The 23,005-nt window shown below is 59.2% G+C and carries 21 protein-coding genes; 9 read left to right on the top strand and 12 right to left on the bottom strand.

Features of this window, described 5'->3' with window-relative positions:
- Positions 1-120: 120 nt before the first annotated feature.
- Positions 121-609: a GNAT family N-acetyltransferase gene (locus ACM6G4_RS15505; RefSeq protein WP_150753503.1), complete on the bottom strand. Its 489-nt coding sequence runs from the start codon at positions 607-609 to the stop codon at positions 121-123.
- Positions 610-992: 383 nt separating this feature from the next.
- Here ACM6G4_RS15505 and ACM6G4_RS15500 point away from each other — a divergent pair, with 383 nt between their 5' ends.
- From ACM6G4_RS15500 to gmtX, 4 genes are read left to right on the top strand one after another with little or no spacing between them, the layout of a single operon-like run.
- Entirely contained in the window at positions 993-1,190 is a 198-nt protein-coding gene (locus tag ACM6G4_RS15500) for a hypothetical protein (RefSeq protein WP_103404530.1), read from the top strand.
- Positions 1,191-1,222: 32 nt separating this feature from the next.
- Positions 1,223-2,620, top strand: a complete 1,398-nt coding sequence (gmtY, locus tag ACM6G4_RS15495; RefSeq protein ID WP_103404529.1) for a gamma-mobile-trio recombinase GmtY — start codon at positions 1,223-1,225, stop codon at positions 2,618-2,620.
- 9 nt (positions 2,621-2,629) lie between these two features.
- The gene (locus ACM6G4_RS15490) at positions 2,630-5,224 is read left to right on the top strand and encodes a VPA1269 family protein (RefSeq protein ID WP_414914041.1); all 2,595 of its coding nucleotides are present in this window, start codon (positions 2,630-2,632) and stop codon (positions 5,222-5,224) included.
- Positions 5,221-5,895, top strand: a complete 675-nt coding sequence (gmtX, locus tag ACM6G4_RS15485) for a gamma-mobile-trio protein GmtX (RefSeq protein WP_103404527.1) — start codon at positions 5,221-5,223, stop codon at positions 5,893-5,895. The genes ACM6G4_RS15490 and gmtX overlap by 4 nt, the downstream gene beginning before the upstream one ends.
- A 182-nt stretch (positions 5,896-6,077) precedes the next feature.
- On the opposite strand, the gene flgE is transcribed toward gmtX, so the two are convergent.
- From flgE to ACM6G4_RS15455, 6 genes are all read right to left on the bottom strand, one after another.
- Positions 6,078-7,409, bottom strand: coding sequence for a flagellar hook protein FlgE (gene flgE / locus ACM6G4_RS15480; protein ID WP_317850363.1), 1,332 nt, complete (start codon positions 7,407-7,409; stop codon positions 6,078-6,080).
- 31 nt (positions 7,410-7,440) lie between these two features.
- A complete protein-coding gene (gene flgD / locus ACM6G4_RS15475; protein ID WP_056728055.1) occupies positions 7,441-8,163 on the bottom strand; it encodes a flagellar hook assembly protein FlgD in 723 nt (240 codons plus the stop codon).
- Positions 8,164-8,178: 15 nt separating this feature from the next.
- Positions 8,179-8,622 (bottom strand): flagellar basal body rod protein FlgC, encoded by a 444-nt coding sequence (gene flgC, locus ACM6G4_RS15470; protein ID WP_007980123.1) that lies wholly within the window; start codon positions 8,620-8,622, stop codon positions 8,179-8,181.
- Positions 8,623-8,625: 3 nt separating this feature from the next.
- Complete coding sequence (gene flgB, locus ACM6G4_RS15465) at positions 8,626-9,033, bottom strand: flagellar basal body rod protein FlgB (protein ID WP_056728058.1); 408 nt, start codon at positions 9,031-9,033, stop codon at positions 8,626-8,628.
- A 337-nt stretch (positions 9,034-9,370) separates the two neighbouring features.
- Positions 9,371-10,198, bottom strand: a complete 828-nt coding sequence (gene cheR / locus ACM6G4_RS15460) for a protein-glutamate O-methyltransferase CheR (protein WP_007980127.1) — start codon at positions 10,196-10,198, stop codon at positions 9,371-9,373.
- A 45-nt stretch (positions 10,199-10,243) separates the two neighbouring features.
- A complete protein-coding gene (locus tag ACM6G4_RS15455) occupies positions 10,244-11,176 on the bottom strand; it encodes a chemotaxis protein CheV (RefSeq protein ID WP_007980130.1) in 933 nt (310 codons plus the stop codon).
- A gap of 83 nt (positions 11,177-11,259) precedes the next feature.
- On the opposite strand from ACM6G4_RS15455, the gene flgA reads away from it, so the two are divergent.
- The 4 genes from flgA to ACM6G4_RS15435 all read left to right on the top strand — a co-directional run bounded on the left by flgA (position 11,260) and on the right by ACM6G4_RS15435 (position 13,867).
- On the top strand, positions 11,260-12,018 hold the full coding sequence (gene flgA, locus ACM6G4_RS15450) for a flagellar basal body P-ring formation chaperone FlgA (RefSeq protein ID WP_056728063.1): 759 nt from the start codon (positions 11,260-11,262) through the stop codon (positions 12,016-12,018).
- 167 nt (positions 12,019-12,185) lie between these two features.
- Positions 12,186-12,512: a flagellar biosynthesis anti-sigma factor FlgM gene (gene flgM / locus ACM6G4_RS15445; protein ID WP_056728065.1), complete on the top strand. Its 327-nt coding sequence runs from the start codon at positions 12,186-12,188 to the stop codon at positions 12,510-12,512.
- A gap of 48 nt (positions 12,513-12,560) precedes the next feature.
- Positions 12,561-13,028: a flagella synthesis protein FlgN gene (locus ACM6G4_RS15440; RefSeq protein ID WP_056728067.1), complete on the top strand. Its 468-nt coding sequence runs from the start codon at positions 12,561-12,563 to the stop codon at positions 13,026-13,028.
- A gap of 92 nt (positions 13,029-13,120) precedes the next feature.
- Positions 13,121-13,867, top strand: a complete 747-nt coding sequence (locus tag ACM6G4_RS15435; protein WP_056728070.1) for a flagellar brake protein — start codon at positions 13,121-13,123, stop codon at positions 13,865-13,867.
- Positions 13,868-13,932: 65 nt separating this feature from the next.
- On the opposite strand, the gene ACM6G4_RS15430 is transcribed toward ACM6G4_RS15435, so the two are convergent.
- From ACM6G4_RS15430 to ACM6G4_RS15415, 4 genes are all read right to left on the bottom strand, one after another.
- Positions 13,933-15,297: an MFS transporter gene (locus tag ACM6G4_RS15430; RefSeq protein WP_414914040.1), complete on the bottom strand. Its 1,365-nt coding sequence runs from the start codon at positions 15,295-15,297 to the stop codon at positions 13,933-13,935.
- A 70-nt stretch (positions 15,298-15,367) separates the two neighbouring features.
- A complete protein-coding gene (locus tag ACM6G4_RS15425; RefSeq protein WP_177336496.1) occupies positions 15,368-16,612 on the bottom strand; it encodes a glutamine synthetase family protein in 1,245 nt (414 codons plus the stop codon).
- A 201-nt stretch (positions 16,613-16,813) separates the two neighbouring features.
- Complete coding sequence (locus tag ACM6G4_RS15420; protein WP_056728076.1) at positions 16,814-17,506, bottom strand: sensor histidine kinase; 693 nt, start codon at positions 17,504-17,506, stop codon at positions 16,814-16,816.
- The gene (locus ACM6G4_RS15415; RefSeq protein ID WP_414914039.1) at positions 17,503-19,107 is read right to left on the bottom strand and encodes a response regulator; all 1,605 of its coding nucleotides are present in this window, start codon (positions 19,105-19,107) and stop codon (positions 17,503-17,505) included. Before ACM6G4_RS15415 ends, ACM6G4_RS15420 begins: the two co-directional genes overlap by 4 nt.
- 832 nt (positions 19,108-19,939) lie before the next feature.
- Between ACM6G4_RS15415 and ACM6G4_RS15410 the strand changes: the two genes are divergently transcribed.
- On the top strand, positions 19,940-20,653 hold the full coding sequence (locus ACM6G4_RS15410; protein ID WP_056728079.1) for a response regulator transcription factor: 714 nt from the start codon (positions 19,940-19,942) through the stop codon (positions 20,651-20,653).
- 282 nt (positions 20,654-20,935) lie between these two features.
- Here the strand turns inward: ACM6G4_RS15410 and ACM6G4_RS15405 are convergent.
- On the bottom strand, positions 20,936-23,005 hold a 2,070-nt coding region (locus ACM6G4_RS15405), incomplete at its 5' end, for a DUF5801 repeats-in-toxin domain-containing protein (protein ID WP_414914038.1).

Genomic DNA, 23,005 nt, shown 5'->3' with positions numbered 1-23,005 from the left:
TCCGCGGCTTCAACGTACAACGAAATAAAAATTCGATACAGGGCTTTTGAGCGTAGTTGTGTTTTTACACACTCTGGGCCGGTTGCTGCCTGTCATCCAAGGTAGTAATCGACGGTGTATTCAATCAGTCGAGCTTCTGCTGCGCGTCATGTGTATGAGGGCCGATCGGCCGTTTCCCAAAGAAGGTCGCTCCTCAATGGCATAAGGCACAAACCCTAGCTTGGGGTAGAGCAGCAGCCCTGCCGTGTTTTCGTTAAAACAGGAAATCTGCACCTCGTTGGCTGCGTAACGCTCGAATGCCAAGCCGGTCATCGCCTCTACGATAAACGTGGCCACTCCTTCGCCCCGAGCGCTCGGTGAGACGATGACATTGCCAATACAGCAAACGCCATTGCGTTCAGCCCGATAGAAATTGGCAAACCCAACGACAGTCCCATTGATCTCCACGACGGTAGAGTCGAAGCGTTGGGAGATCGCGGTATTCAACTGCGTTTCCGTTAGCGGGAAGTGCGCCTTCGGAAACATGAAAAACAACTCTTGAGCGTTCTGAGGAAAGCCGCAGATCATTTTTACGTCGCTAGCCTTCACTGGTCTGTGGTTCAGTTTCATTGCTCGTCTCTAAGCTCCTTGAGTCCGTACTTTAGCGGCTAGCTCAGGGTGATGGAAAGCTACGGCATGTCCGCAAATGGCCGATTTCTGCCTGCCAAGACCGGCTGAAACCGCCCCAAAGCGGACGCAAGTGTCAATGCGAACAGGTATTGAAGTGGAGTGCAAATCGCGCTATCGCAGCAAAAGCCCTATCTCCCTCCCTGTACTCGTTGTTAGCGCCTTGTCAGCCTGCAACCTGATCGCCTTCCGTCGACTATGCTCATCAATCTGCCTAACGTTAACGAAGTGAGCGTTGACATTTCATCTCGTTGCTCTGCTTGTAGGCAACATAGATAAACCTCGTCTTTCTGGCCCCTTATCACTTCATTGATCGGAGCTAAACCATGTCAACCAGCTATTATCTCGCGTGCCTAGAAACACTGCGCTATGTCTGGGTTGGCACGCTTGCCGATACGACGTCCGCGGCCGGCGTTCAAGCAGAGGTTGTATCACGCTTCTGCTTGGCACATCGCGGTAAGGCGCTCAGCGTGGTCAGCGAAGAGCACCAGATCGTTGAGGAAGGCCAGGAATGGCGTCTTTAACTTATACGATGCTCAGATAGGAGCTGCGCATCGTGTTTGTGACAGTCAAGGCTCGCGTCTACACCGACGCCACAGGGATCTATAGCGAGCTGCCAGCGCTATTGACGTCGGCTGGGGTGTTGGAGCCTTTACTCGACTATTGCCTGTCTCGCAGCCATGACCGCAGCCTGACTTGGATGTCGAAAGTCACCCGCTCGGTCCGGATGTTTCTCGAGTACCTGCAATCCAATCCCGCCGAGCGCGACACCTATCGTCTGTTTCAGAACTTCGCTCAGCGGCTGTATACCGGCACCTTCGACATTGAGACGGGGCTTGATCCCAGCGGCTTGTGCTGGGCGCCGCGCTCGCCGCAGGACGCCTCGCACATCGTCACCCAACTGACGGACTTTTTCGACTGGCTTGGGAAGATGCGTCCCGAGGCGGCCTTGTTGAACCCACGCTATGCGGGCGGCGCCTTCGACCGACAGACTGACGAGGCTGCGTACCAATTCCGACGCAGCAGGGCCTTCCTTGGGCACACGTGGGCGGCGAATGCAGCCCCCACAGAAACAGGACATCGTGTCCGCGGGCGACGCCTTCCGCAGGTCGAAAGAAGTGAGCCGCCGGCCTTCCCGGAAGAGCGCTTCGAGGAGTTGATAGCCAAGGGATTCAGGACGGCCGGACGTCAGGACTATCGCGGCATGCTCATCACACTTCTGTTGCACGGCGCTGGCTTCCGCGAGTCGGAGCCTTTCCACCTCTACATTTCGGACGTGTTCCCTGACTTGGTCTGCCCACGCCAGGCCAAGGTGCTGATTCATCACCCAAGCCATGGCGCTGCGCCTGCCGATTGGTGCGACGAAAAGGGCAAACCTCGTAAAGGCAAACGCACGGAATACCTCGCCCAGCGGTTCGGCCTGATGCCCCGCACCGAGGTGATGGACCGGCGCCACGCCGGCTGGAAGGGCGGCATGCACGATGCGGCTTACTACAAGCAGGCCTACTGGTTCCTGCCTGAATATGGCGAGTGGTTCCTGCAACTTTGGTATCGCTACCTGGACCAAGTTGCACGTATCGAGCGCGACCATCCGTTTGCCTTCATCAACCTGAGCCGCGAGCCCGTGGGCGCGATGTACACGCTCGCCCAGTACAACAAAGCACATGCCACCGCTTGCGAACGTATCGGCCTCGCGGTCGGCAAAGCACTGGGCACGACACCACACGGTCACCGTCACGCCTACGGCCGCCGACTGCGCAGCGCAGGTGTCGACAAGTCACTGATTCGCCGCTTCATGCATCACGCCTCCGAGGAAAGCCAAGAGGTCTACACCCGGGCGACCGCTCGCGAGGCCTTGGCGGCGCTTAATGCGGCTGCGCAGCGGCTGCGGAACAAACACGCCGGCACGCGGTTCGTGCCTAGCCGAGAATCAGGCATCGAACTCAGCGAGTGAAGAATCCGTATGACCAAAGAGAAGACGGCGCCCAAGACATCCACCAGCCCTGTCCCGAAGAGGAAAGGGTTGAATCGTAATACCGACACCAATCTGGGCTGGGTGGAACGCGAACATCCGCAGTTGGCTGTCTGGCGCGCCTTGGCCATTCTGTGGTTGAAAGGGGAAACAAGCGGAGTTGGTAAGAAGCTCCAGGCCCTTGCGGCGTTCTTCGAGCGATACCTCGTCCTGCAGGGGTTGCCGCTCGACCCGGCAGTATTCTTGGCCCGCGTCACGGTCCTCCCTGACTTTCACCGCACAGTCTGCCCGGATTCTGCAGACGGCATCCAATACAACAACACCATACACTCCTTCTTGCACTTCGTGCTTCTGCGCGAGTTCAGCGAAGCAGCCGACGACGGTGATCCAGTGGTCTCGCCTGCCTTCCGCAACCCAGTACCCAAGATGTCCAAGAGCGGCCTGCCTCGGCGCGACGAAAGCGTGCATTCTCCGCTGCCCTACGGCTACATCGACGAACTGCGCTGCATGCTCGCGTCAGGGCCGAACTTCCGGAGCTGGCATTGGGCGCATGGTGCCCTAGGCGCGGAAAGCGACCAGCGCGGACCCGACTGGTTTGAAGCGAACGAAGACCAGATTGACCGTAACGATCCGGACTGCGTGTGGCGTGAGCGATCAATCAAGAACGGCACACGCCTGGAAATGTGGTCACCGGTGCGCTGGGTAGCTCTCCTCGTCAAGCTCATACTGCCGTTACGCACCTTCCAGGTCCGCATGCTCGATTCAGGCGAAGCCGATACCTGGCGCTACGCAGAAGGTGCGTGGGCGTTAAATGCGAACCGGCTAGCTCAGGGCAGCGCACGCCACCCCCTCCAGCAAGGGGTGTTCCGCCGTAGTACTCCGGCCACCGACGTTGAGCCTGCCCTGGCCATTCTCTACATAAATACGAACAAGACCGCCGACATCGGTAGATCCGGTCCCGACAAGGGCTACGTACTGCCCTGGCCTTCTGGCGGGCCAGTTCACCAAGATGTCTTCTACTGGCTAGAGAAATTGCGCAACTGGCAGGAGAAGTACAACCCGCTCTCGCGGCGCACGGCGTGGAGGGAACTGGACGGCCGTCACCTCCGGGCAAAAAGCGAGGTGCAACTCGCTGGCTATTCGGATGCCTGCTTTCTCTTCAGGCTGCCGGAGGCGCGAGATGGCGAGTGGAATTTTCCTGTGCAGCGATACGGCAAACTAGAGGCGTGCTGGTTCCGTCTATTGGAGGCACTGGAAATCCGCGTTGCTAACCGTGGTGAGACTCATCGCAACGGTGCACTGATTCGTTTCTTGCCACCACTGGAAGAGCAGAATAACGGGAGAACAACTCTCTTTCCCCTGCACAGCCTGCGCGTCTCCCTCATCACCGCTCTGGCTCTGGATGGACAAGTGCCATTCCCCGTGTTGCAGAAGCTCGTTGGCCACAGCCGCCTGCTTATGACGCTGTATTACACAAAGCCCGGCGGGAGTTACATTCGCGACGTGCTGCTTGGCGCCGCGGAGCGGCTGGAGGCGAACAAGGAAGCGCGCATTCAGGACTTCCTGCTTGACACTTTACACGACGAACTACTGCAGAAGGCCATCTGTAACAGTGTGCCTAGCCTGGCCGCAGCCATCCCGCAGCATCCAGCCGCGCGCAACCCGGCGGGCTGGATGCCGATGCACCACGGTCTGTGCTTGGTCGGCGGCAACACCAGCGATGTTGAAGGCAATGGCATGGTGGGGGGGTGCTATAACGGGGGGCCTATGATCACCAACAGTAGTTCGTCAGTGAATACCAAATACGGGCCGGTTCCGGGTGGCAGTCGCAATTGCGTGCGTTGTCGCTGGTTCGTCACCGAGCCGCATTACCTGCCTGCGCTGGCAGCTCACTTCAACACGCTAGCCTATCACTTTGACGATGCCCGTAACGCTTGCCTTAGCCGTGAGCAGGAGCTACACGATCTGAAAAAGCAGAAGGCGGATGCGGAGTACACGGGGCAGCCGTTCGCCCGGGTGGGCGACTTCCGCCAGTCCGAGCGAGTATGGGAAAGCGCTATGAAGCGATTCAGCGACTTGGCCGAAGACTTGGTGGCCTGCTGGCGGCTCATCGAACGTTGCAAGAGGGTGCTTGAAGCCCCGCAGGGCGACGGAACGCAATTGATCACGGTCGGTGCGGAGAGAGAGGTACAGGTAATCTTCGATGAGACAGACTCGGAGCTGCTCCAACTGGCCGGCGTTTGTGACAGCGTCGAGGTTTACCCCGACCTGGAGCCGGGCAAGGCGGTCCTCCGCCGCAGCCAGCTACTCGATGGAGTGCTCTACCGCGACAACCTGCAACCCGTATTCATGCTCCTGAACGAGCAGGAACAACTTCTCGCCGGCAACGCCTTCATGCGACGACTAGCCCAGCAGATACACCCTGAAAATCCCGCTCTGGGCCAGCGGGAAGTAATTCGCATAATGGACGCAGGCGCACGCCTCAGCCAGCATTTTGACATGGACCTCGTCTGCCTGCTGACCGGAGCACAGGCTGATCAGGCGCCGCTCACTCAGCGAAGGCCCCCGACGGGAGAGCAGGCATGAACGGCATGACAGACCTCCACCCGGACGCTGTGCTGACGTCGCTCCTTAACAAGGGTGGACGTTCTAACCGGCGGGCGAACCTTGCGAAGATACATGAGCTTTGCCGTAGACAGCACGCGGCTGGCTCGCGCGACTTCGCGCTGTCGGCCATCGGCCGCTTGGCTGAAGCCGAATGCATCTTGAAGGGCCGAGCCCTGTACAACGCTCCGTCTGCCGACTACCGGGCGCTCATCGAAGCCTGGGCCGCCTATGCCGGTCCCGCTAAGCCCAAGCCCCCAAAGACCCTAGCGAGCCACGAATACCTTATGCGCATCGAAGACCCTGCCATCCGCTCCATTATGCAGGCCGTCATCGCTGAACGCGACAAGCTCAAGGCGCAGCTCAACGTGCTGAAAGCCCATACCCAAGTGAACGTGGACCGCCGTCACATAGATGCAACCGGTTCTGCTGCCCCGGAAATACAGCTGCCCGCCTTGCTCGACTCGTCCGCGCAACTCACACCGTCAGAACGGGAAGCCTTGGAAAAAGCTGTGTCGGCCAGCTACCTCGAAGAGCGCGGCATGAAGGAAGGCAGCCACGGTGAAATCGTTAACGAGCGCGGCCGGACGATGTTCGAGGTGGGCTTTGCCCGCGCAGTTCGCAAGGCGCTGGGAGATCCTATTACTAAATAAAAAGGCGCCGACGTTACCGTCGGCGCCTGGGAGGTTGTGATGCATTGCGATGTATTTATGCATAACAGCGCATTGGTCTAAAAATTCAATTTAGACAACTCCTTGCGGTCACTTACCCACATCCTATGTATTTTTAGGGTATAGGTGCTTTCGAGGGGCTCCTTGCACAGCTCAATCCAGCATCAAGTCATCTGAATGATGGTCTGCATGATGGTGCTCTGGGTGGAGATGGTCTTGGCGTTCGCCTGGTAGTTGCTCTGTGCCTTGATCAGGTCGACCAGTTCGTTGGTCAGGTTGACGTTGGACTCTTCCAGGGAGTTGGAAACGATCGAACCCAGGGTACCGGTCTCCGGCGCATCGTAGCCCGGAATGCCCGACGCGTAGGTTTCTTTCCAGCTGGTGCCGCCTACCGGCTGCAGGCCTTGCTCGTTGGTGAAGCTGGCCAGGGAAATCTGGCCGATCGGCTTGGTCTGGTTGTTGCTGAAGTTGGCCAGCAGCACACCACTGCCATCAATGGTCAAGTTGGTGATCTGGCCCGTGGCGTAACCGTTCTGCGCCGGAATCGAACGCGCGGTGTCGGCGTTGAACTGGGTGGTGTTGGCCATGGCGATAGTCAGACCTGCAGGATCGGCTGCGGCACCGTTGGCTGTCCAGACGCCATTGGTGACACTGCCCGGGGTCCAGTTGGTGATTTTCAGGTCACTGCTGATCACCGAAGTCGGTGGCGTGGTTGGCGGCGTCACTGGCGTGCTCACCGAGGTCAGTTTACCGGTGGAGTCGAACGACATGGTCGAAGCGATCGGATCAGTGACGGTTGGATCACTGCCATCGGGATTGCGGCCATCGATCAGGGTGTAGGTGTCCCAGGTGTTCGCGCCAGTCTTGACCATGTATTGATCCATGGTGTGCTGGTTACCCTGCGTATCGTAGATCGGAGTACTGAACGACTTGGTAAAGGTCTCGGTCTTGGACGGGTCGAACTTGTTCGCCGCAACCGTCTGGTCGATCACCGCCGAGGTGGAGTTCAGGTTGATCGTCGACGACACGGTGCTGGTGGACTTCGGCGCCAGGTTGGAGGTGTCGATCCGCAGGTCGGTCAGCACGCCATTGACGATCTTGCCGTTGGAGTCCACGCCGTAACCTTGCAGACGGGCAGTGCCGTCGCTGTTGGTGACGTAGCCTTCCTTATCGGTCTTGAACGTACCGGCACGGCTGTAGGTCAACGAACCGTTGTTGCTCAGTACGAAGAAACCGTTGCCCTGGATACCCATGTCGAGCACGTTGCCGGTGTTGCTCACGTCACCCTGGCCGAACTGCTGGGAAACGTTAGCCAGGCGCACGCCGTTGCCGACTGTCTTGCTGCCGGTGCCCAGGCGGGTCGCCGAGTACACGTCTTCGAATTCTGCACGGGACGATTTGAAACCGGTGGTCGCGACGTTGGCGATGTTGTTGCCGGTCACGTCCAGTTGTTTGTTGGCTGCATAGAGACCGCTAAGGCCGATATTAAAAGACATCATCCACTCCTTTATGCCGTGTTAGTCGGCTCTACATACCAATGGTTTGTACTTTGGACAGGGCAATGCTGCCCAGCCCGGCCAGATTGAGCATCAACTCACCACCGGTCTGGCTGATGGTCACACTGTTGACGGTCGCCGGCAGATTAGTGATCAACGCGACGGACTTGCCATCGATGGTGGTCGTGGCACCGAAGGTGTAGGTGCCAGCGGCTACCGTCTCACCCGCATCGTTCTTGCCATCCCAGATGAAGCTGGCGTTGCCGGCTTTCTGCGAACCGAGGTCGATGGTGCGCACGGTCTTGCCGGCCGAGTCGGTGATCTTCAGGGTGGCGGACGCCACTGAAGACGGCACGACTACCGTGCCGCTGAGGCTCTTGGTGGTATCGACTACGGCCTTGTCGCCCGGAGCGATGACCGAACGGCCCACCAGCGACGACGCCTGCAGGGCCTGGGACGAGTTGTAGTTGCTGGCCAGGCCGGTCACCGTATCGTTGAGCGTGGTGATGCCTTCCAGGCTGCTGAATTGCGCCAACTGAGCGACAAACTCGCCGTTGTCCTGGGGTTCCAGCGGGTTCTGGTTTTTCAACTGCGTAACCAGCAACTGCAGGAACGCATCCTTGCCCAGGGCCTTGCTGCCCGTGGCGCTGCCGGTGGCCGACGCGAGGCCGTCAGTCGTGGTGGTGGTCTTGATCGAAGAGTTGGCCAGGATGTCGTTGAGGCTCAAACCACTGGTGGAATCGGTAACACTCATCTGAGTCGCCCCTTATCACTGACCGAGGGTCAGGACCTTCTGCATCATGGTTTTGGCGGTGTTCATCATTTCGGCGTTGGTCTGGAACGAACGGCTCGCGGAAATCATGTCGGCCATTTCCTCCACCACGTTGACGTTCGGGTAGTAGACGTAACCCTTGGCATCGGCCGCCGGATGATTCGGCTCGTAGCGCGCCTCGAGGTTGCTCTGGTCTTCAACTACACCCAGCACCTGAACACCCTGACCGGCGGCGTCCTGGCTCTGGAACAACGAATCGCTGCCGCCGCTCTGCCCGCCCTGGAACATGGTGGCGAATACCGGGTGACGCGCACGGTAGGTCTGGTCGATGCTCGACGAGACGGTCTCGGCGTTGGCAATGTTCGAAGCGACGGTGTTCAAACGCGTGGTCTGCGCACTCATGCCGCTACCGGCAATGTTGAAAACACTGGATAGAGACATGGCTTACTCTCCGCGCAGGGCTGACACCAGCCCTTTGAATTTGCTGTTGAGCAGGGTGAAGCTGGCCTGGAAACCGATCGCGTTTTCCGCGTACGCTGATTGTTCAAGCTGGGCGTCCACGGTGTTCTGGTCGATCGACGGTTGCATCGGCGTGCGATACAGCAACGACTCGTCGCCATTGCCCAGGCCCTCAGCTTCGATATGACGGTTGTTGGTCATGTTCAAGGCGAAGGTGCCGCCTTTGGTTTTCTCGTTCTGCTCGGCGAGCACTTTCGAGAAGTCCAGATCCCGAGCCTTGTAGTTCGGGGTATCGGCGTTGGTGATGTTGTTGGCCAGGACTTCGGCACGCTGGGCGCGGAAGCCCAGGGCTTGTTCGTGGATACCGAGCGCTTTATCGAAGCTGATGCTCATGTCGGGAAACCTTCGGGTGACCTGATTTTTCGTAGGATCAACTTAGCAAGCCCCATGCCAATTCAAAAAAACCCGGAAACCGGGGCTTTGCCGGCCATGGCAACGCGGCAATGCCAGAAAAGCGGCAACGGTTTTCCGCCGGATGCCGCTTTTCTGCCGCTTGTCCTACGCACACTCCCCCCTGTAGGAGCTGCCGAAGGCTGCGATCTTTTGATTTTGCTTTTCAAGATCAAGATCAAAAGATCGCAGCCTGCGACAGCTCCTACGTGATGCAAAAGCGCCGCGCATAAAAAAGGAGTCCCGGAGGACTCCCATTTTTATGCGCGGCGCTTTTGCATCACTTCGCCTGGTAAATGATCCCCGGGCTGCACTGGACCATCTGGTAATGATCCGGCAAACCGTTCAGCGCTTCGGAAGCACCGAGGAACAGGTAACCGCCCGGCTTCAACGTGCTGTGGATGCGCAACAGGATGTCCTTCTTCACCTCGGCGGAAAAGTAGATCAGTACGTTGCGGCAGAACACGATGTCGAACTTGCCGAGGCTCGCGTAGCTGTCCAGCAGGTTGAATGAACGGAACTCCACACGGCTTTTGATAGGCGCCTTGATCGCCCAGCGCCCCGGCCCTTTCGGGTCAAAATAACGCTGCAGGCGCTCGGGCGAAAGACCGCGGCCGATGGCCAGGCTGTCGTACTCGCCGGTCTTGCAGTTGTTCAGCATGGTACCGGACAGGTCGGTGGCAACAATCTGCACGCCCATCCGCAACTGGCCCATGTTGACCCGCTCGAATTCGTCGATGGACATCGACAGCGAATACGGCTCCTGGCCCGACGAGCACGCCGCCGACCAGATGCGCAGGCGCTGGCCGGGACTGGCCTTGATCGCTTCGGGCAGTACCTTGTTCTTCAAGACTTCAAACGGGTAGGTGTCACGAAACCACAGGGTTTCGTTGGTGGTCATGGCGTCCACCACCTGCTCGCGCAAACCGCTGCGCGGCTGGGTCTGCATGCGCTGAACCAGTTCGCCCAAAGACTTGATGCCTTGCTGTTCCATCAGTTTGTTGAGACGGCTGGAGACCAGGTACTGCTTGTTTTCACCGAGCAAAATGCCACAGGCTTTTTCCAGGAATACCCGGAACTGTTCGAAATCCAAATTACCCGTAGACAATGATGCCGCCTCTTAAATCGTGTTGACTGCCAGGGGCACGGGCCCCTAGCTGATATCTGCTGCCTTGATCCGGTCGACTACCCGGGATGCCAGGTCATCAGGACGGAATTTGGCCAGGAAGTCATCGGCACCGACCTTCTTGACCATCGCCTGATTGAATACCCCCGACAACGAAGTATGCAGGATGATATGAAGCTTTTGCATGCGCGGGTCGTTGCGGATTTCCGCCGTCAGCGTGTACCCGTCCATCTCCGGCATCTCGATGTCGGAGATCATCATCAGGAACTCTTCTTCCGGCTTCTTGCCCTCGTCGACCAGTTTGCGCAGGTAGTCCAGCGCTTGCCGACCGTCGTTCAACGCCACCACTTCGACGCCGACCGTTTGCAGGCAACGCGTGACCTGCTTGCGCGCCACCGACGAGTCGTCGACCGTCAGCACGCGCAACGAAAGCGCCTTGTGCTGGGTTTCGACATCCACCACACCAACGGAAATCGCTTCCGGCGTCGGAGCCACTTCCGCCAGCACCTTTTCGACGTCGATGATTTCGACCAACTGATTGTCGACCCGCGTCACCGCCGTCAGGTAGTGATCGCGCCCGGTGCCCTTGGGCGGCGGATGGATCTCCTCCCAGTTCATGTTGACGATGCGCTCCACCGAACGGACCAGGAACCCCTGGGTCTTGGTGTTGTACTCCGTGATGATCACGAAGGGGTTGTTCTTGTCCTTCAACGCGCCGGAGCCGGTCGCCATCGCCAGATCAAGGATCGGAATGGTCGCCCCCCGGATGTTCGCCACGCCGCACACGACAGGACTGGATTTGGGCATCAGCGTCAGTTTGGGGCATTGCAGCACCTCCCTAACCTTGAACACGTTGATCCCGTACAGTTGCTGGCCGTCGAGACGGAACAACAACAGCTCAAGGCGATTCTGCCCCACCAGTTGCGTGCGCTGGTTTACCGAATCCATTACACCAGCCATGCCCAGACTCCTACACCAACGCCAAGTGTTGTTGCGACGCGCCTTCATCACTAAACGGCACGGCGCTTGCTTTTTTAATCGTTATGAACACAGAACCGACATTTTTTCGACGCCTGACCACACCCTACCGCAAATTGCCCGGCGTGCTGGCGGCTGTTTGCCTGTTCAACGCTGGCAGCCCTGCCCTTGCTGACGCGGTTACCTTGCCTGACATGCTTATCGGCGTCACTCAGGGCTTTCTTGAATTCACCGTAGAAGACTATCTGGCTACCAGTCAAACGGAAGGTCGCTACGAGATCCAGGTCAACCCGCTCGATCCGCGCATGCACATGCCCATGTGCGACAAGGAATTGACAGCAACGCTCGAGAGTCCCAAGCCGCTGGGACGGGTCACGGTCAAGGTTCGCTGCGAGGGTACTTCCCCCTGGACAGTGTTCGTACCCGCTCAAGTCCGCCTGTTTCGCGAGGTCGTGACCAGCGCCCGGCCACTGCGCCGCGCCGCCATTGTCGAACCTGGAGACGTGATCCTGCGCGAGCGCGATATCAGCCTCATCAGCCAGGGCTACCTGACCTCCCTCGATCAGGCGATCGGCCAGCGACTGACCCGACCAATGGTCGCCGACCAGGTAATTACCCTGGTGAACATCGAGCAGGCCGAAGTCATTCGCAAGGGCGATCAAGTGGTGATAACCGCCCGCAGCGGCACCCTCAGCGTGCGCATGCCGGGCGAAGCGCTGTCAAACGGCAGCCTGAGCGAGCAAATCCGGGTGAAAAACCTCAACTCCCAACGAGTCATCAAGGCGCAGGTCATGGCACCGGGGCAGGTGGAAGTGTCCATGTAAGGCGCTCTGTTCATCTGAATGTGGCGCTTGCCGCGGCTGTTCCCTAGACTGTGCTCCATGCAGGGCAAGCGCTGACGCGCGCAAGGTTCATTGATAAATGAGCCTAAAGTTTTCCAGGGAATGGCCGAAACCATGGCAAGCGTCCAAATTCCCAGAGGTTTTTTATCATGGTCATCGATTTCAGCCGTTTGAACAGCTCCTCGTCCCTGACGGGCAGTACACGTACCAGCGCCAGCAAGGAAAGCGCCGAAGCCGGCAAATCCGCGCCGCTGGAGTCCGCGGCCGAACAGGCCGGCACCGTCAAAAGCGGGGAATCGGTACATCTCAGCAATGAGGCTCAACAGTTGCAGAAGGTCACTGACAAGCTGCGCGATCAGCCTGCCGTCGACAACGCCCGCGTGGCCGAGTTGAAAGCAGCGATTGCCGATGGCAGCTATAAAGTCGACAGCAACCGTGTAGCCAGCAAACTGCTCAACTTCGAAGCCCAGCGCTAGGCCACCGCCGGCGCCAGGCTTTTGGACGCTTAAAACCCAAGGCCAGCCATGCACGACACTCATCTACTGCAACTGATCACCGACGACTTTGCCCCAGCGCAACACCTGCTGGAGTTACTGCAGACCGAATCCCTCGCATTGCATGGCCGCGACATGCCATTGCTCGAGAACATCCTGGCGCAGAAACAGGCGTTGATCGTTTTGCTCGAACAGCATGGCCGCAAGCGCAGTGAAATCCTCGCCAGCCTCAACCTGCCGACCAACCGCAGCGGCCTTGAGCAATTGGCCGGCCAGTCGAGCATTGGCGAGCAGTTGCTGGCGCAAAGTGACGTGCTGACCGATCTCCTGGCCCAGTGCCAGGCCATCAACGCCAACAACGGCCAGTCGATCCTCACTCAGCAGGCCGCTACAGCCACCCAGCTGAAAATCCTCACCGGCGGTGAAACCCCGGCGCTTTACGATGCCAGCGGAACATTCTCCAAGCTTGCCAAGCCACGCCCGCTCAGTCAGGCATGAAGCGGTCAACGCCCTCGCTCTATCAAGACGCGCAACATACTGGCAAACTGCTAGTCTGCCGTAGTCAAATTTTGTCTGGAGATTGATTAACCGTGTCCAATGCCTTATCCGTGGATGATGCTCCGCAGCCACCCAAGGTGCTCTCCACGCCCTTGGAAATCTCCAGCAACCTGCGCCAGCTGCTCGAAAGCCATGACCCGCTGATCATCACGTTCCATGAGCGCAGCCAGCGCTTCCAGAGCTACCTGGTGGACCTGGACCGTGACAGCAACATGATTGCCCTGGACGAAATGATTCCCCGTGATGGCGAGCGTTACCTGCTGGCGGGCGAGCCGTTCAGGGTCGAAGGCTTCCACGAAGGCGTACGCATTGCCTGGGAAAGCAACGGCCAGTTGAAAATCGACGAATCCGGTGGCAGCCGCTGCTACCGCGGCCCCCTGCCCCATGAAGTGGTGTACCACCAGCGCCGCAATGCGTTCCGCGCCGCGCTGAAGCTGGCACAACTGGTCAACGTCAACCTGGACGGCGAAAAGCTCAAGGCGCCGATCAGCGGCAAGCTGCTGGATATTTCCGCTACCGGCTGCAAACTGCGCTTCGACGGCGACATCACCGGCAGCCTGCAACTAGGTCAGGTCTACGACCGTTTCAACGCCGACCTGCCCTTCGGCAAGATGACCGCGCCGGTCGAGTTGCGTTATCTGCACTTCGAAGAAAGGATTTCCACCACCTTCGCCGGCGTTCGCTTTCACAACATGAGCGGGCTGGTGCAGCGTCAGGTCGAACGCTTCGTCTACCAGTTGCAACGCGAAGCACGCCGCTTCGACAAAGACGACATGTGATAGAGCGCCAACAAGAAAACGGGCAGTCCCTTGCGGTGACTGCCCGTTTTTTTTGTGCCCCGGTATTAAGGCCTGGCTTCGGTAAAGCTTTGCTCGCGGCCGGAGTCAGGGCCTTCTGGCGGCTGATCGGATTCAGGTCCTGATTCGGCTGGCGGTTCCGGGTTCACCGGATTGCACATCTGGTCCTGCACCACCTGTTCATCGACCCGCGGATCCAGCGCAGCCACCAGCGGCGAACTGGACATACTGTCCGGCATTGCCACGTGGTGCAACGGTGCATCGTCCACCTGATGCAGGTTGGTCACGGCTTTCGGCCGGATCCGCCAGACTAGCACCAACGCAAAGAACGTGAAGAATGCATACAGGCTCTGGCTGCCGAACAGCTTCATCAGCACCCCGGCTGCCAGCGGCCCGATACTGGCACCGACACCGTAGGTCACCAGCAGCATCGCCGTCAGCGACACCCGGCGATCCCCCTCGACATGGTCATTGGAGAACGCCACCGCCAGCGGGTACAGGCAGAACTGCACCAGCGAGCACAGGAAGCCGACGGCGAACAACACCTCCAGCGGCACCTTGGGCAAGATCGCCAGCGGTAACGCCGCGACCGCCAGGAACATGGCAAAACAGCGGATCAGCAAGGCCCGGTCATAACGGTCGGATAACCAGCCCAGCGGCCACTGCACCAACAGCCCGGCAAAAATGCAGCTACCCATGAACAGACCGACCTGCTCGGTGGTCAGCCCCTGTTGAGAGGCATACAACGGCGCCAGACCATAGAACGAACCGATGATCAGCCCTGCGCCCAATACCGTACTCAAGGACTGTGGCACACGCTTGATAAAGAAGCGCGGCTCCATCGGTGCCGGGTGCAAAGGTGCCGGGTGAATGCGCCGGGTCAGGGCCACGGGTACCAGGCACAGCGCGAAGCACAGGGCGACCAACATCAGCAATTCAAGCCCCAGCCCTGGGTGCATGACCAGAATCAACTGCCCCAGCACCAACCCCAGGTACGAAGCGATCATGTAGCCGCTGAAGACCATGCCGCGCTGATTGGCATCGGCCTGTTCATTGAGCCAGCTCTCGATCACCATGTACTGGCACATCATGCCGAGGCCGACGATCACCCGCAAAAACAGCCAGGCCGGCAACCAGTCCACCAGGCCATGGCCGAGCACCGCCGCGCCAACGATCCCGGCACACGCCGAATAGGCCCGGATATGCCCGACCCGGGCAATCAACCGGTGACCGATCTTGCCTCCCAGCACCAGGCCGAAATAGTTGGCAGCCATCAGCGCACCGACCCACAGACTGTCGACATGGTCGGCAGCCAGGCGCAACGCCAGGTAAGTACTCAACAGGCCCGAGCCGATCAACATCATCAGCGAGGCGAAATACAGCGCTCGAAAGGATTTCCAGATTTGGCGCATCGGCGTTCCGAGCGGCTCCTTGCAGTGAGAATCGGCTATCGCTAAACGATAGCCGGATGTCGACGGGACGTCAGGCCTGGGTTGCTAAAACACGCCTTTCCCAGGGAGTAATTTCATCATGGAAACTGGTCAGTTCCAGGGTCTTCGAAGCGATGTAGCCTTCGATGAATTCCGTGCCGAACAGTTCCTTGGCCAACTGGCTACGTTTCAGACGCTCAAGCGCCGCATGCAAGGTACACGGCAACGAAAGATTATCCGGCACGTCGAACTCACCCTGGATCGGCGCGCTCGGCTCCAATGCCTTCTCGATGCCATGCAACCCCGCCGCCAGGCTTGCGGCAATCGCCAGGTACGGGTTGGCATCGGCCCCCGGCAAGCGGTTCTCGACCCGACGGGCCACCGGCAAACTGGCCGGAATGCGCAAGCCCGCCGCCCGGTTGTCGTGGGACCAGCAGGCATTATTCGGTGAGGCGTAAGGGTGGCACAAGCGCTGATAGGAGTTCACGTTCGGCGCAAACAACGCGGTGAAATCGGCCATGCACGTTTGCTGACCGGCAATGAAGTGGCGGAAAGTGGCCGTCTCCTGGCCCGCCTCGTCGCTGAACACATTACGTCCCGAATCGATCTCGACCACGCTCTGGTGGATATGCATCGAACTGCCCGGCGTATGCGCCAACGGCTTGGCCATGCACACCACGCTCAGGCCGTGCTTGAGGGCCACTTCCTTGAGCAAGTGCTTGAACAGGAATGTCTGGTCGGCCAGCAACAGCGGATCACCGTGCAGCAGATTGATCTCGAACTGGCTGACGCCCATTTCGTGCATGAAGGTATCGCGGGGCAACCCCAGGGCCGCCATGCACTCGTAGACTTCATTGAAGAACGGCCGCAAGCCGTTGTTGGAACTGACGCTGAACGCCGACTGACCGTCTTCGCGGCGACCGTCCAGCCCCAGTGGCGGTTGAAAAGCCAGGGTCGGATCGGTGTTGGGGGCGAAGACAAAAAACTCGAGCTCGGTCGCCACCACAGGTGCCAGGCCGCGAGCCGCGTAACGGGCAATCACCGCCTTGAGCTGGCCACGGGTCGACAGATTGGAGCTGGTGGTGGTGCCCAGTTCATCCGCATCGCAAATGGCCAAGGCCCGCGGTGGATGGCTCCAGGGCAAGCGGTGGATTTGTGCAGGGTCCGGGATCAACGCGAGGTCGCCATCGTCGCTGCCGTAAAACCGCGCCGGCGGATATCCGCCCATGATGCATTGCAGCAGCACACCCCGCGCCATCTGCAAACGTCGACCGTCGAGAAAACCCTCGGCGGTCATCACTTTGCCCCGTGGAACGCCATTCAAATCCGGCGTGACACATTCAACTTGATCAATGCCCGTCAATCGCTGCGCGAGTGAACTCAGGCCAATGGTCGTCATGACGCTATCCTTGTTATTGTGCGGGCCGCGAACGGCGACCGTACAAAATAGGCTCCACGTGTTCGGAATTTCAAGCAGCGTCGAAAAATATGCTGCCGGTCAGGGCAGGTAAAGGCGAAACACTCCACCGCCCAACGGCCCGCCATTGCTGATTTCTGTACGCCCACCCACGCCGTTGCGTTGATGCAGCGCGGCAATTCGCCCGGCAAAGTACAGGCCCAGCCCGGTGCTGCCGGTGCTTTGATTGATCCCCTGCACGTAATCGGCCTGACGCTCGATCATCTGCGCCGGATACCCCTCGCCATCGTCATTGATGGTCAACACCAGTTGCCCGGCATCGTCGCTGACGCTGATCAGAACGGCATGCCGTGCAAAGCGAATGGCGTTGTTGATGCAGTTGGCCAATACCGACGCGATCAACTCACGATCGAAGAAACCCAGAGGGCTCAGCGGGTCCACTTCATAGGTGGCCATGATGCCGCGGCTGGCGAACACCTCCTGATGACAGGCCAGTTGCGCTTCGATGAAGTCGTCCAGCTCATGGTAGGCCGGTTGCAATGGCATCTGGTTGACGCCGAGCTTGTACAGCCCCAACAACTGCACCAGCATGCCGTTGAGGTGGGCGAATTCGAAGTCCATCACGCCCTGCTCCGGCGCTTGCCGCGCCGACTCCGGCAATTGCCCCAGCCACTGGCTGTGAGCCTGCATCAGCATGGCCAGCGAGTTCTTCATGTCGTGCACGGTAGAGGCGATCACCGTGGAGAAATCCAGTGCCTGCTCGTTGTCATTCATTGGCCAAGCGCCTTGCTTTTCAGCTTCTGGTAACGCGGATAACGCGCGTCGGTGTCGGGCATCAGGCCGACCATTTTCAGACAGGTCCGACACTCCTCCAGCTCCGCCGAAGGAACGCTGGTATCGGTGCCATGCAGCAATGACTGCGCCATGTTCAGGGCGATACTGATGTTCTTCGGTTGCATCGCCAGGGCCTTGCGGAATACCTGCCGGGCCTCCACCAGATTGCCGGTCTTGTACACGCGCACGCCCTGACGGTTGAGTTCCGCGGCGGCGTTGCCGGAATTGAGGATGCTCGGGTCGTCGGTCTGCTTGGCGATGTCCTTCATGACCACCGGATCGTCGCCGTAGATTTCCACGCAGTTTTTCAGCATCGCGGTGCCGGCTTCGGTCTGCCCGAGCAGTTTCAGCTGCTTGGCCACCAGCAAGGCCGCTTCGGCGCTCATGAATTGCTCCATGCCGTCCAGACGCAACAAGGCTTGTTCGGTGAGCTTGTCGGCCGTCTCTGCATCGTTGAGCAACAGGCTAGTGGCCTTCATCAGGCGCGCCCGGATTTGCAGGCCCGGATCGGAGGGGTTCTCCTTGGCCACGGCACTCAATGTGGTGTTGATTTCCAGGCGGGTCCGCGTGTCCAGGCCCCGTTCGCTGCCCTTGCTGATCAACGCATGGGCCAGGCCGAGGTTGCTTTCAGCATCCTTGAACCGTGACTGCGCGCCCTGGCTCACTGCCTGGCGATAGGCCTTGGCCGCCGTGTCGAAGTCCTCGTTGGTCATCGCCAGCTTGCCGAGCAATGCCTGGCGACGCACCGCCAGCGGCGACAGGCGAATCGCCTCTTCCAGGACGCGCTGCGCACCCTTGGTATCCCCTTCGGCGACCAGTACATCCGCCATGCCGTCATACAGCGACGGCATCATCGGGAAGACTTTCAGGGCTTTTTCATAAATGCCCTTGGCCTGCCCGACCTGGCCACGCTTGAACAACAACTTGCCCAACCCGGCAAACGCCCATGGCAACGGGCGGTCGGCGATGATGCTGTCGTAGAGACGCTCCAGCGCTTCGTTCTGATTCAGGTCGCGCAGGGCATCGGCGCGAAAGCGCAGGCACAGTGGCGAATAGCGGATGTCTTGTTTGCACAGGGCGATACAGGCGTTGAGCACCTCCATCGGCTTACCGCGGTCGAGGGCCTGAAGGATCGGCTTGAGCAGGGTCTTGCGTTGCTCCAGGCGCTCCAGACGCTGGGCCAGGCTGGAACGGTTGAACGGCTTGGTCAGGTAGGCATCGGGCTCATGCTCCAACGCACTGAGCACCATGGCCTGGCTGGTTTCGGCGGTGACCATGACGAACACCGCTTCATGGCTGATCAGCTTTTCTTCCATCAGGTCTTCGAGCACCTGCTGGCCGTTCTTCTTGCCGTCACCCAGGTGAAAGTCCTGCAAGATGAAATCGTAGGCTTTCTGCGAGCACATTTTCAGCGCCTGCTCGCCGGTATCGGCAGTGTCCACTTCCTTGACGCCCAGTTCACGCAGCATCGACCTGACCGAACTGCGGAAGTCCGAGAAATCATCGACGATCAGAAAACGCTTTTGGTGATACGACAGCATCGAAGATTTCCAGGCAATTTAAGAAGAAGAACCCAAAGGCAAATACACGGACGGACTCAGCTTCGCAGCCCCTGTTTTGGCGCGCAGATGATAGCTGGTAGCCCTTAGCCATCAACACACTTTCTCATCGCCAATCAGCATATGCATCGACCGAAAGAGACGAAGAGGCTCTTGACTGCCCATGTTATCGGCCAGCCATGGCATTCCCTTGAGAGCCTTCCCCAACGCTCAATCTGAATATGCGAAGGCGTTACTGAAAACGAGACCTCGTGCACAAAAAAAGGTGGCTAACCAGCCAGATATCGCCGACAAATTGACTAAGTCGATATTAGCGCTACCAAGTTAACGCCACTCGTCGATTAATTGACGATCATGATGTGGATCCGACCTTGGCCACTGGCCATCTATGGCAGGCCTAATACCTTGATTTTCGAGGGTTACTCCCCGTCTCGAGAACATCGGTCAGGCCTGTCCGCACCGGGACTGGATCGAGCACTGACGGATGGGTAGGTTGGAAGCGCTCCGAGCTGACCTAGAATCAGTTGAGAGGCGGGAGGGAGCACATCATCATGTGTAAACCACTGATAATTATTCGTATTGATCTTCTCTCCCGGGCTTTGACTGCCTTCTGGAAACGTTCGCCCCACGTGCCAGTGCTGTTGATGGAAATGGTCCCGGGGTCGATGGTTGCCAATGCCTGGGAGGGCTTCATTACGGCCTCCCTGCGTTCAATTCCGTCCTTCAATCGCACCGCCCAAGTGGGCAAGTTTCTGCCTCGCAAAGTCCTGCGGGGGGAGGCCTTCACTGGTTTTTCAAGAGGGTCAGGAAGATCATGACTGACCAAAGAGAGTCAATTGGCGTGATGTTGATCGATTGTCGTCCCCTCGTACTCATGGGCCTTCACGATTTGATCAATGCCAGAAAACCCCGGATGGAAGTGACAGCGCAAGCCACCACTTATACCCAGGCGCTGGATCTTGCCGATCAGCTGCGGCCCGATGTGATTTTTTTCAGTTTCTTTCCGGATGCGCTGAATCCTCTGGATGTCGTCGCGGGACTCACCCGTAGCGCCGAAATGAAAGTGCTGCTGCTCAAGGGCCTGTATGAAGTTGTCCCCGCTGCCCAGGCGATAGAGGCTGGCGCTCGCGGCATCGTGCTGGCGGAAGACCCGACGGAATCAATTATCCAGGCCATCCTCAAGGTCCACCATAGCGACTTCGCAATGGATAGAGCTTGGGCTGGCGGCCTTTCCGGTTATGCCGCGACCGGGCAAATACCCATAAAATGCAATCTGGAGCGGGCAAAACAGGCGCGGTTGACGCTGCGCGAGAGAGAACTGATTCGCGCCATCGTGGGCGAACCGTCCGCCAAATATGTGAGCATCGCCGGGCGCCTGGGGATCAGCGAGCACACCGTGCACAACCACCTCAGCAACATCTATCAAAAGCTTAATCTCATCAACCGCATCGACTTGCTGATGTATGCGCTGAAACACGGGCTCACCAACGAAGCACCGACCGAGTCCGCCTGGGTGGAACTGGAATGAGTTTCAAGTCGATACAAAACGGTCTGCCCCCCACTTTCAGGGAGTAGACCGTCACCGTTTTGCCGTCCTTGTCGGTATCCCGCGACAGAGTGCCCCGCAATACTGATGTTGTTTTCGTAAAATCTGCCACGTCCACCCGTACCTACCCGTCGCGCTTTTCAAGCCTTGTGCTGCTCGCCAGTTCACAGCGTAGCGATCATGGGGATCTCGTATCGGAACCGCAAAAAGAATGCGAGGGTGGTTTCCTGGGCCACCCTCGCATCCGTTCACACGCGCAAAGCCTCAGGCGCTGCCAAAAAAGATGTCGGTATTCTCAACATGGGCCCCGACCACGGTGATGGTCGTTGTTTGTCCGCCAGTCTCGGCAACCGTCACGACGCTATCTGCGCCGGCGTTGTTGATCGATTGGACAACGGCGTTCGGGTCGCCGTTGAGCACCAGCTTGTCTTGCACGCCTGAACCCGTATCGAAGCCGGTGACCTGGTACAGGTTGTCATTGACTGACAGGTCGATGTTGAACGCATCCTGCTTACCGATCGTGCCCGCCAGCGAGAAGTCGAAGGATGCGTTGGTCGGGTCGTTGGCGAACAAATTGGCGGCAAACGCACTGGTCGCCGAGTCCCCATCCTTGTCCGTCAGCGTTGCGCTGAACGCCAACTGGACATCGCTGGCCAGACTCTCGCTCTGCTGAATGAACTGGATCACCGGGATCTTGACATCGCCCCGGCCCATCGTCAGCTGAACAGCGTCGATCAGTGACGTACCCTCCTTCTGGATGAGGAAGGACACCTGCCCGCCAGCCTCTGGCGTCAGGGTGTTCACCTCGACCTGGTTCGAAAACGTGCCATCGGCGTAGTAGATCCTGTAGTACAGATCTTCGGTCGCCGTGTTGTAACCCGCCACGGAGTTGTCGATGAAGACCTTCATGCCCGTCAGCAGGGTCTCTGGATTGATCACGAAACTTTCATCGGCGGCGCTGATGGCCGCCAGGTTATCGCCCTGGAAGACGTTGTTGCCGACGCCGATGCCGGACGTGCTGACGTTCATGGATGCAGGGTCGATGTACGACGGCAGGGGGTTGGTCTGTAGCGCGGCTTCGGTGGGGTCGGGGGCTCCGAGCCCGATGCCGCTCAGGATGTCCGCGGTCGAGGCCAGTGCCTTCGCGGAAAAGAACACGATCTCCTCGGATGTCGAAGGAATAGCCGGGTCATTCGTCTGAGGAATCAACAAGGTGCGCACCGAATCCGGGCCGCCGGCAGCGAGCGAGCCGTCGGCACTGCTGAGCACGATCGTCGAACTGAAGCCCTGCACCAGATCCAGTGCATAGTGACCATCGGCATAAGCAGTCAGCGTGTAGTCGACGGTGGTATTCGCCGTTGCAGCGTTGTTGTCGAAATCACCGGTCAAGGTTCCCGCGAACTGGTACGCGCCATTGGCGTCCGGTGATGGCGTCTGCTCGGTGAGCGTGCCGGTCCCGGTCGTGGTCGTGTTGTCGGGCCTGACGAGGGTGAACTGATCATTGACCAACGAGATGTCCAGACCGGCCGCACCCAGCCCGTCGGCTCCCGTCGCCATATTCCAGAATCCGGATTGCGCCAGGACGCTACCGGTCCCGATCAGGTTGCCGAAACTGAGTGCCGGGCCGTCATCCTTGAACACCAGGTTCTGCCCGATGTTGAGGGTTGCCAGGGCGCTGTCGCCGTCTGCGTCGGTCTTGATCGCGGTCAGCGTCACCAGGTTGTCCGAGGTCAAACTCCTCGAATCATCGGGATTGCTTGGGTCGGCATGCACCACGGCGCGGGCCTGGTCGAGCGTGACGCTGCCATTGGCGGCGACGCTGACCGTGAACACCAGCAGGTTATTGAGGGCTGTACGCCCTTCGACCACGGTGCCGTTGAGCGACAGGTTCACCGCCTGGCCCGAGGCCGTGTCGATCAGCCCGGAGGCCCCGGCCACCACGCCCAGCGCGTAGGTCAGGGTGCCGGCCCCGTCGGCACCAAACGCCGAATTGAAGTTGGCAGCGAAGCTCTGGGTATCGTTGGTCGCCAGTACCGTCTCGTCCACCGTCAGCGTCGGTTCCACGCCGGTGGTGGTGATGCTCGGCCCGTCGTCCTTGAACACCAGGTTCTGCCCGATGTTCAGCGTCGCCAGGGCACTGTCGCCCTCCTTGTCGGTGATGGTCGCGGTCAGCGTTACCAGGTTGTCCGAGGTCAACGTCGTCGAATCATCCGGATTGCTTGTGTTGGCGTGCACCACGGCGCGGCTCTGGTCGAGCGTGACGTTGCCATTGGCGGCCACGCTGACCGTGAACACCAGCAGGTTACTGAGGGCTGTACGCCCTTCGACCACGGT

Source organism: Pseudomonas sp. IT-P258 (assembly GCF_949767825.1).
Taxonomy (GTDB): domain Bacteria; phylum Pseudomonadota; class Gammaproteobacteria; order Pseudomonadales; family Pseudomonadaceae; genus Aquipseudomonas; species Aquipseudomonas monachiensis.
Note: the sequence above shows the minus strand (reverse complement) of the source record. Positions and strands in the feature narration are given on the sequence as shown.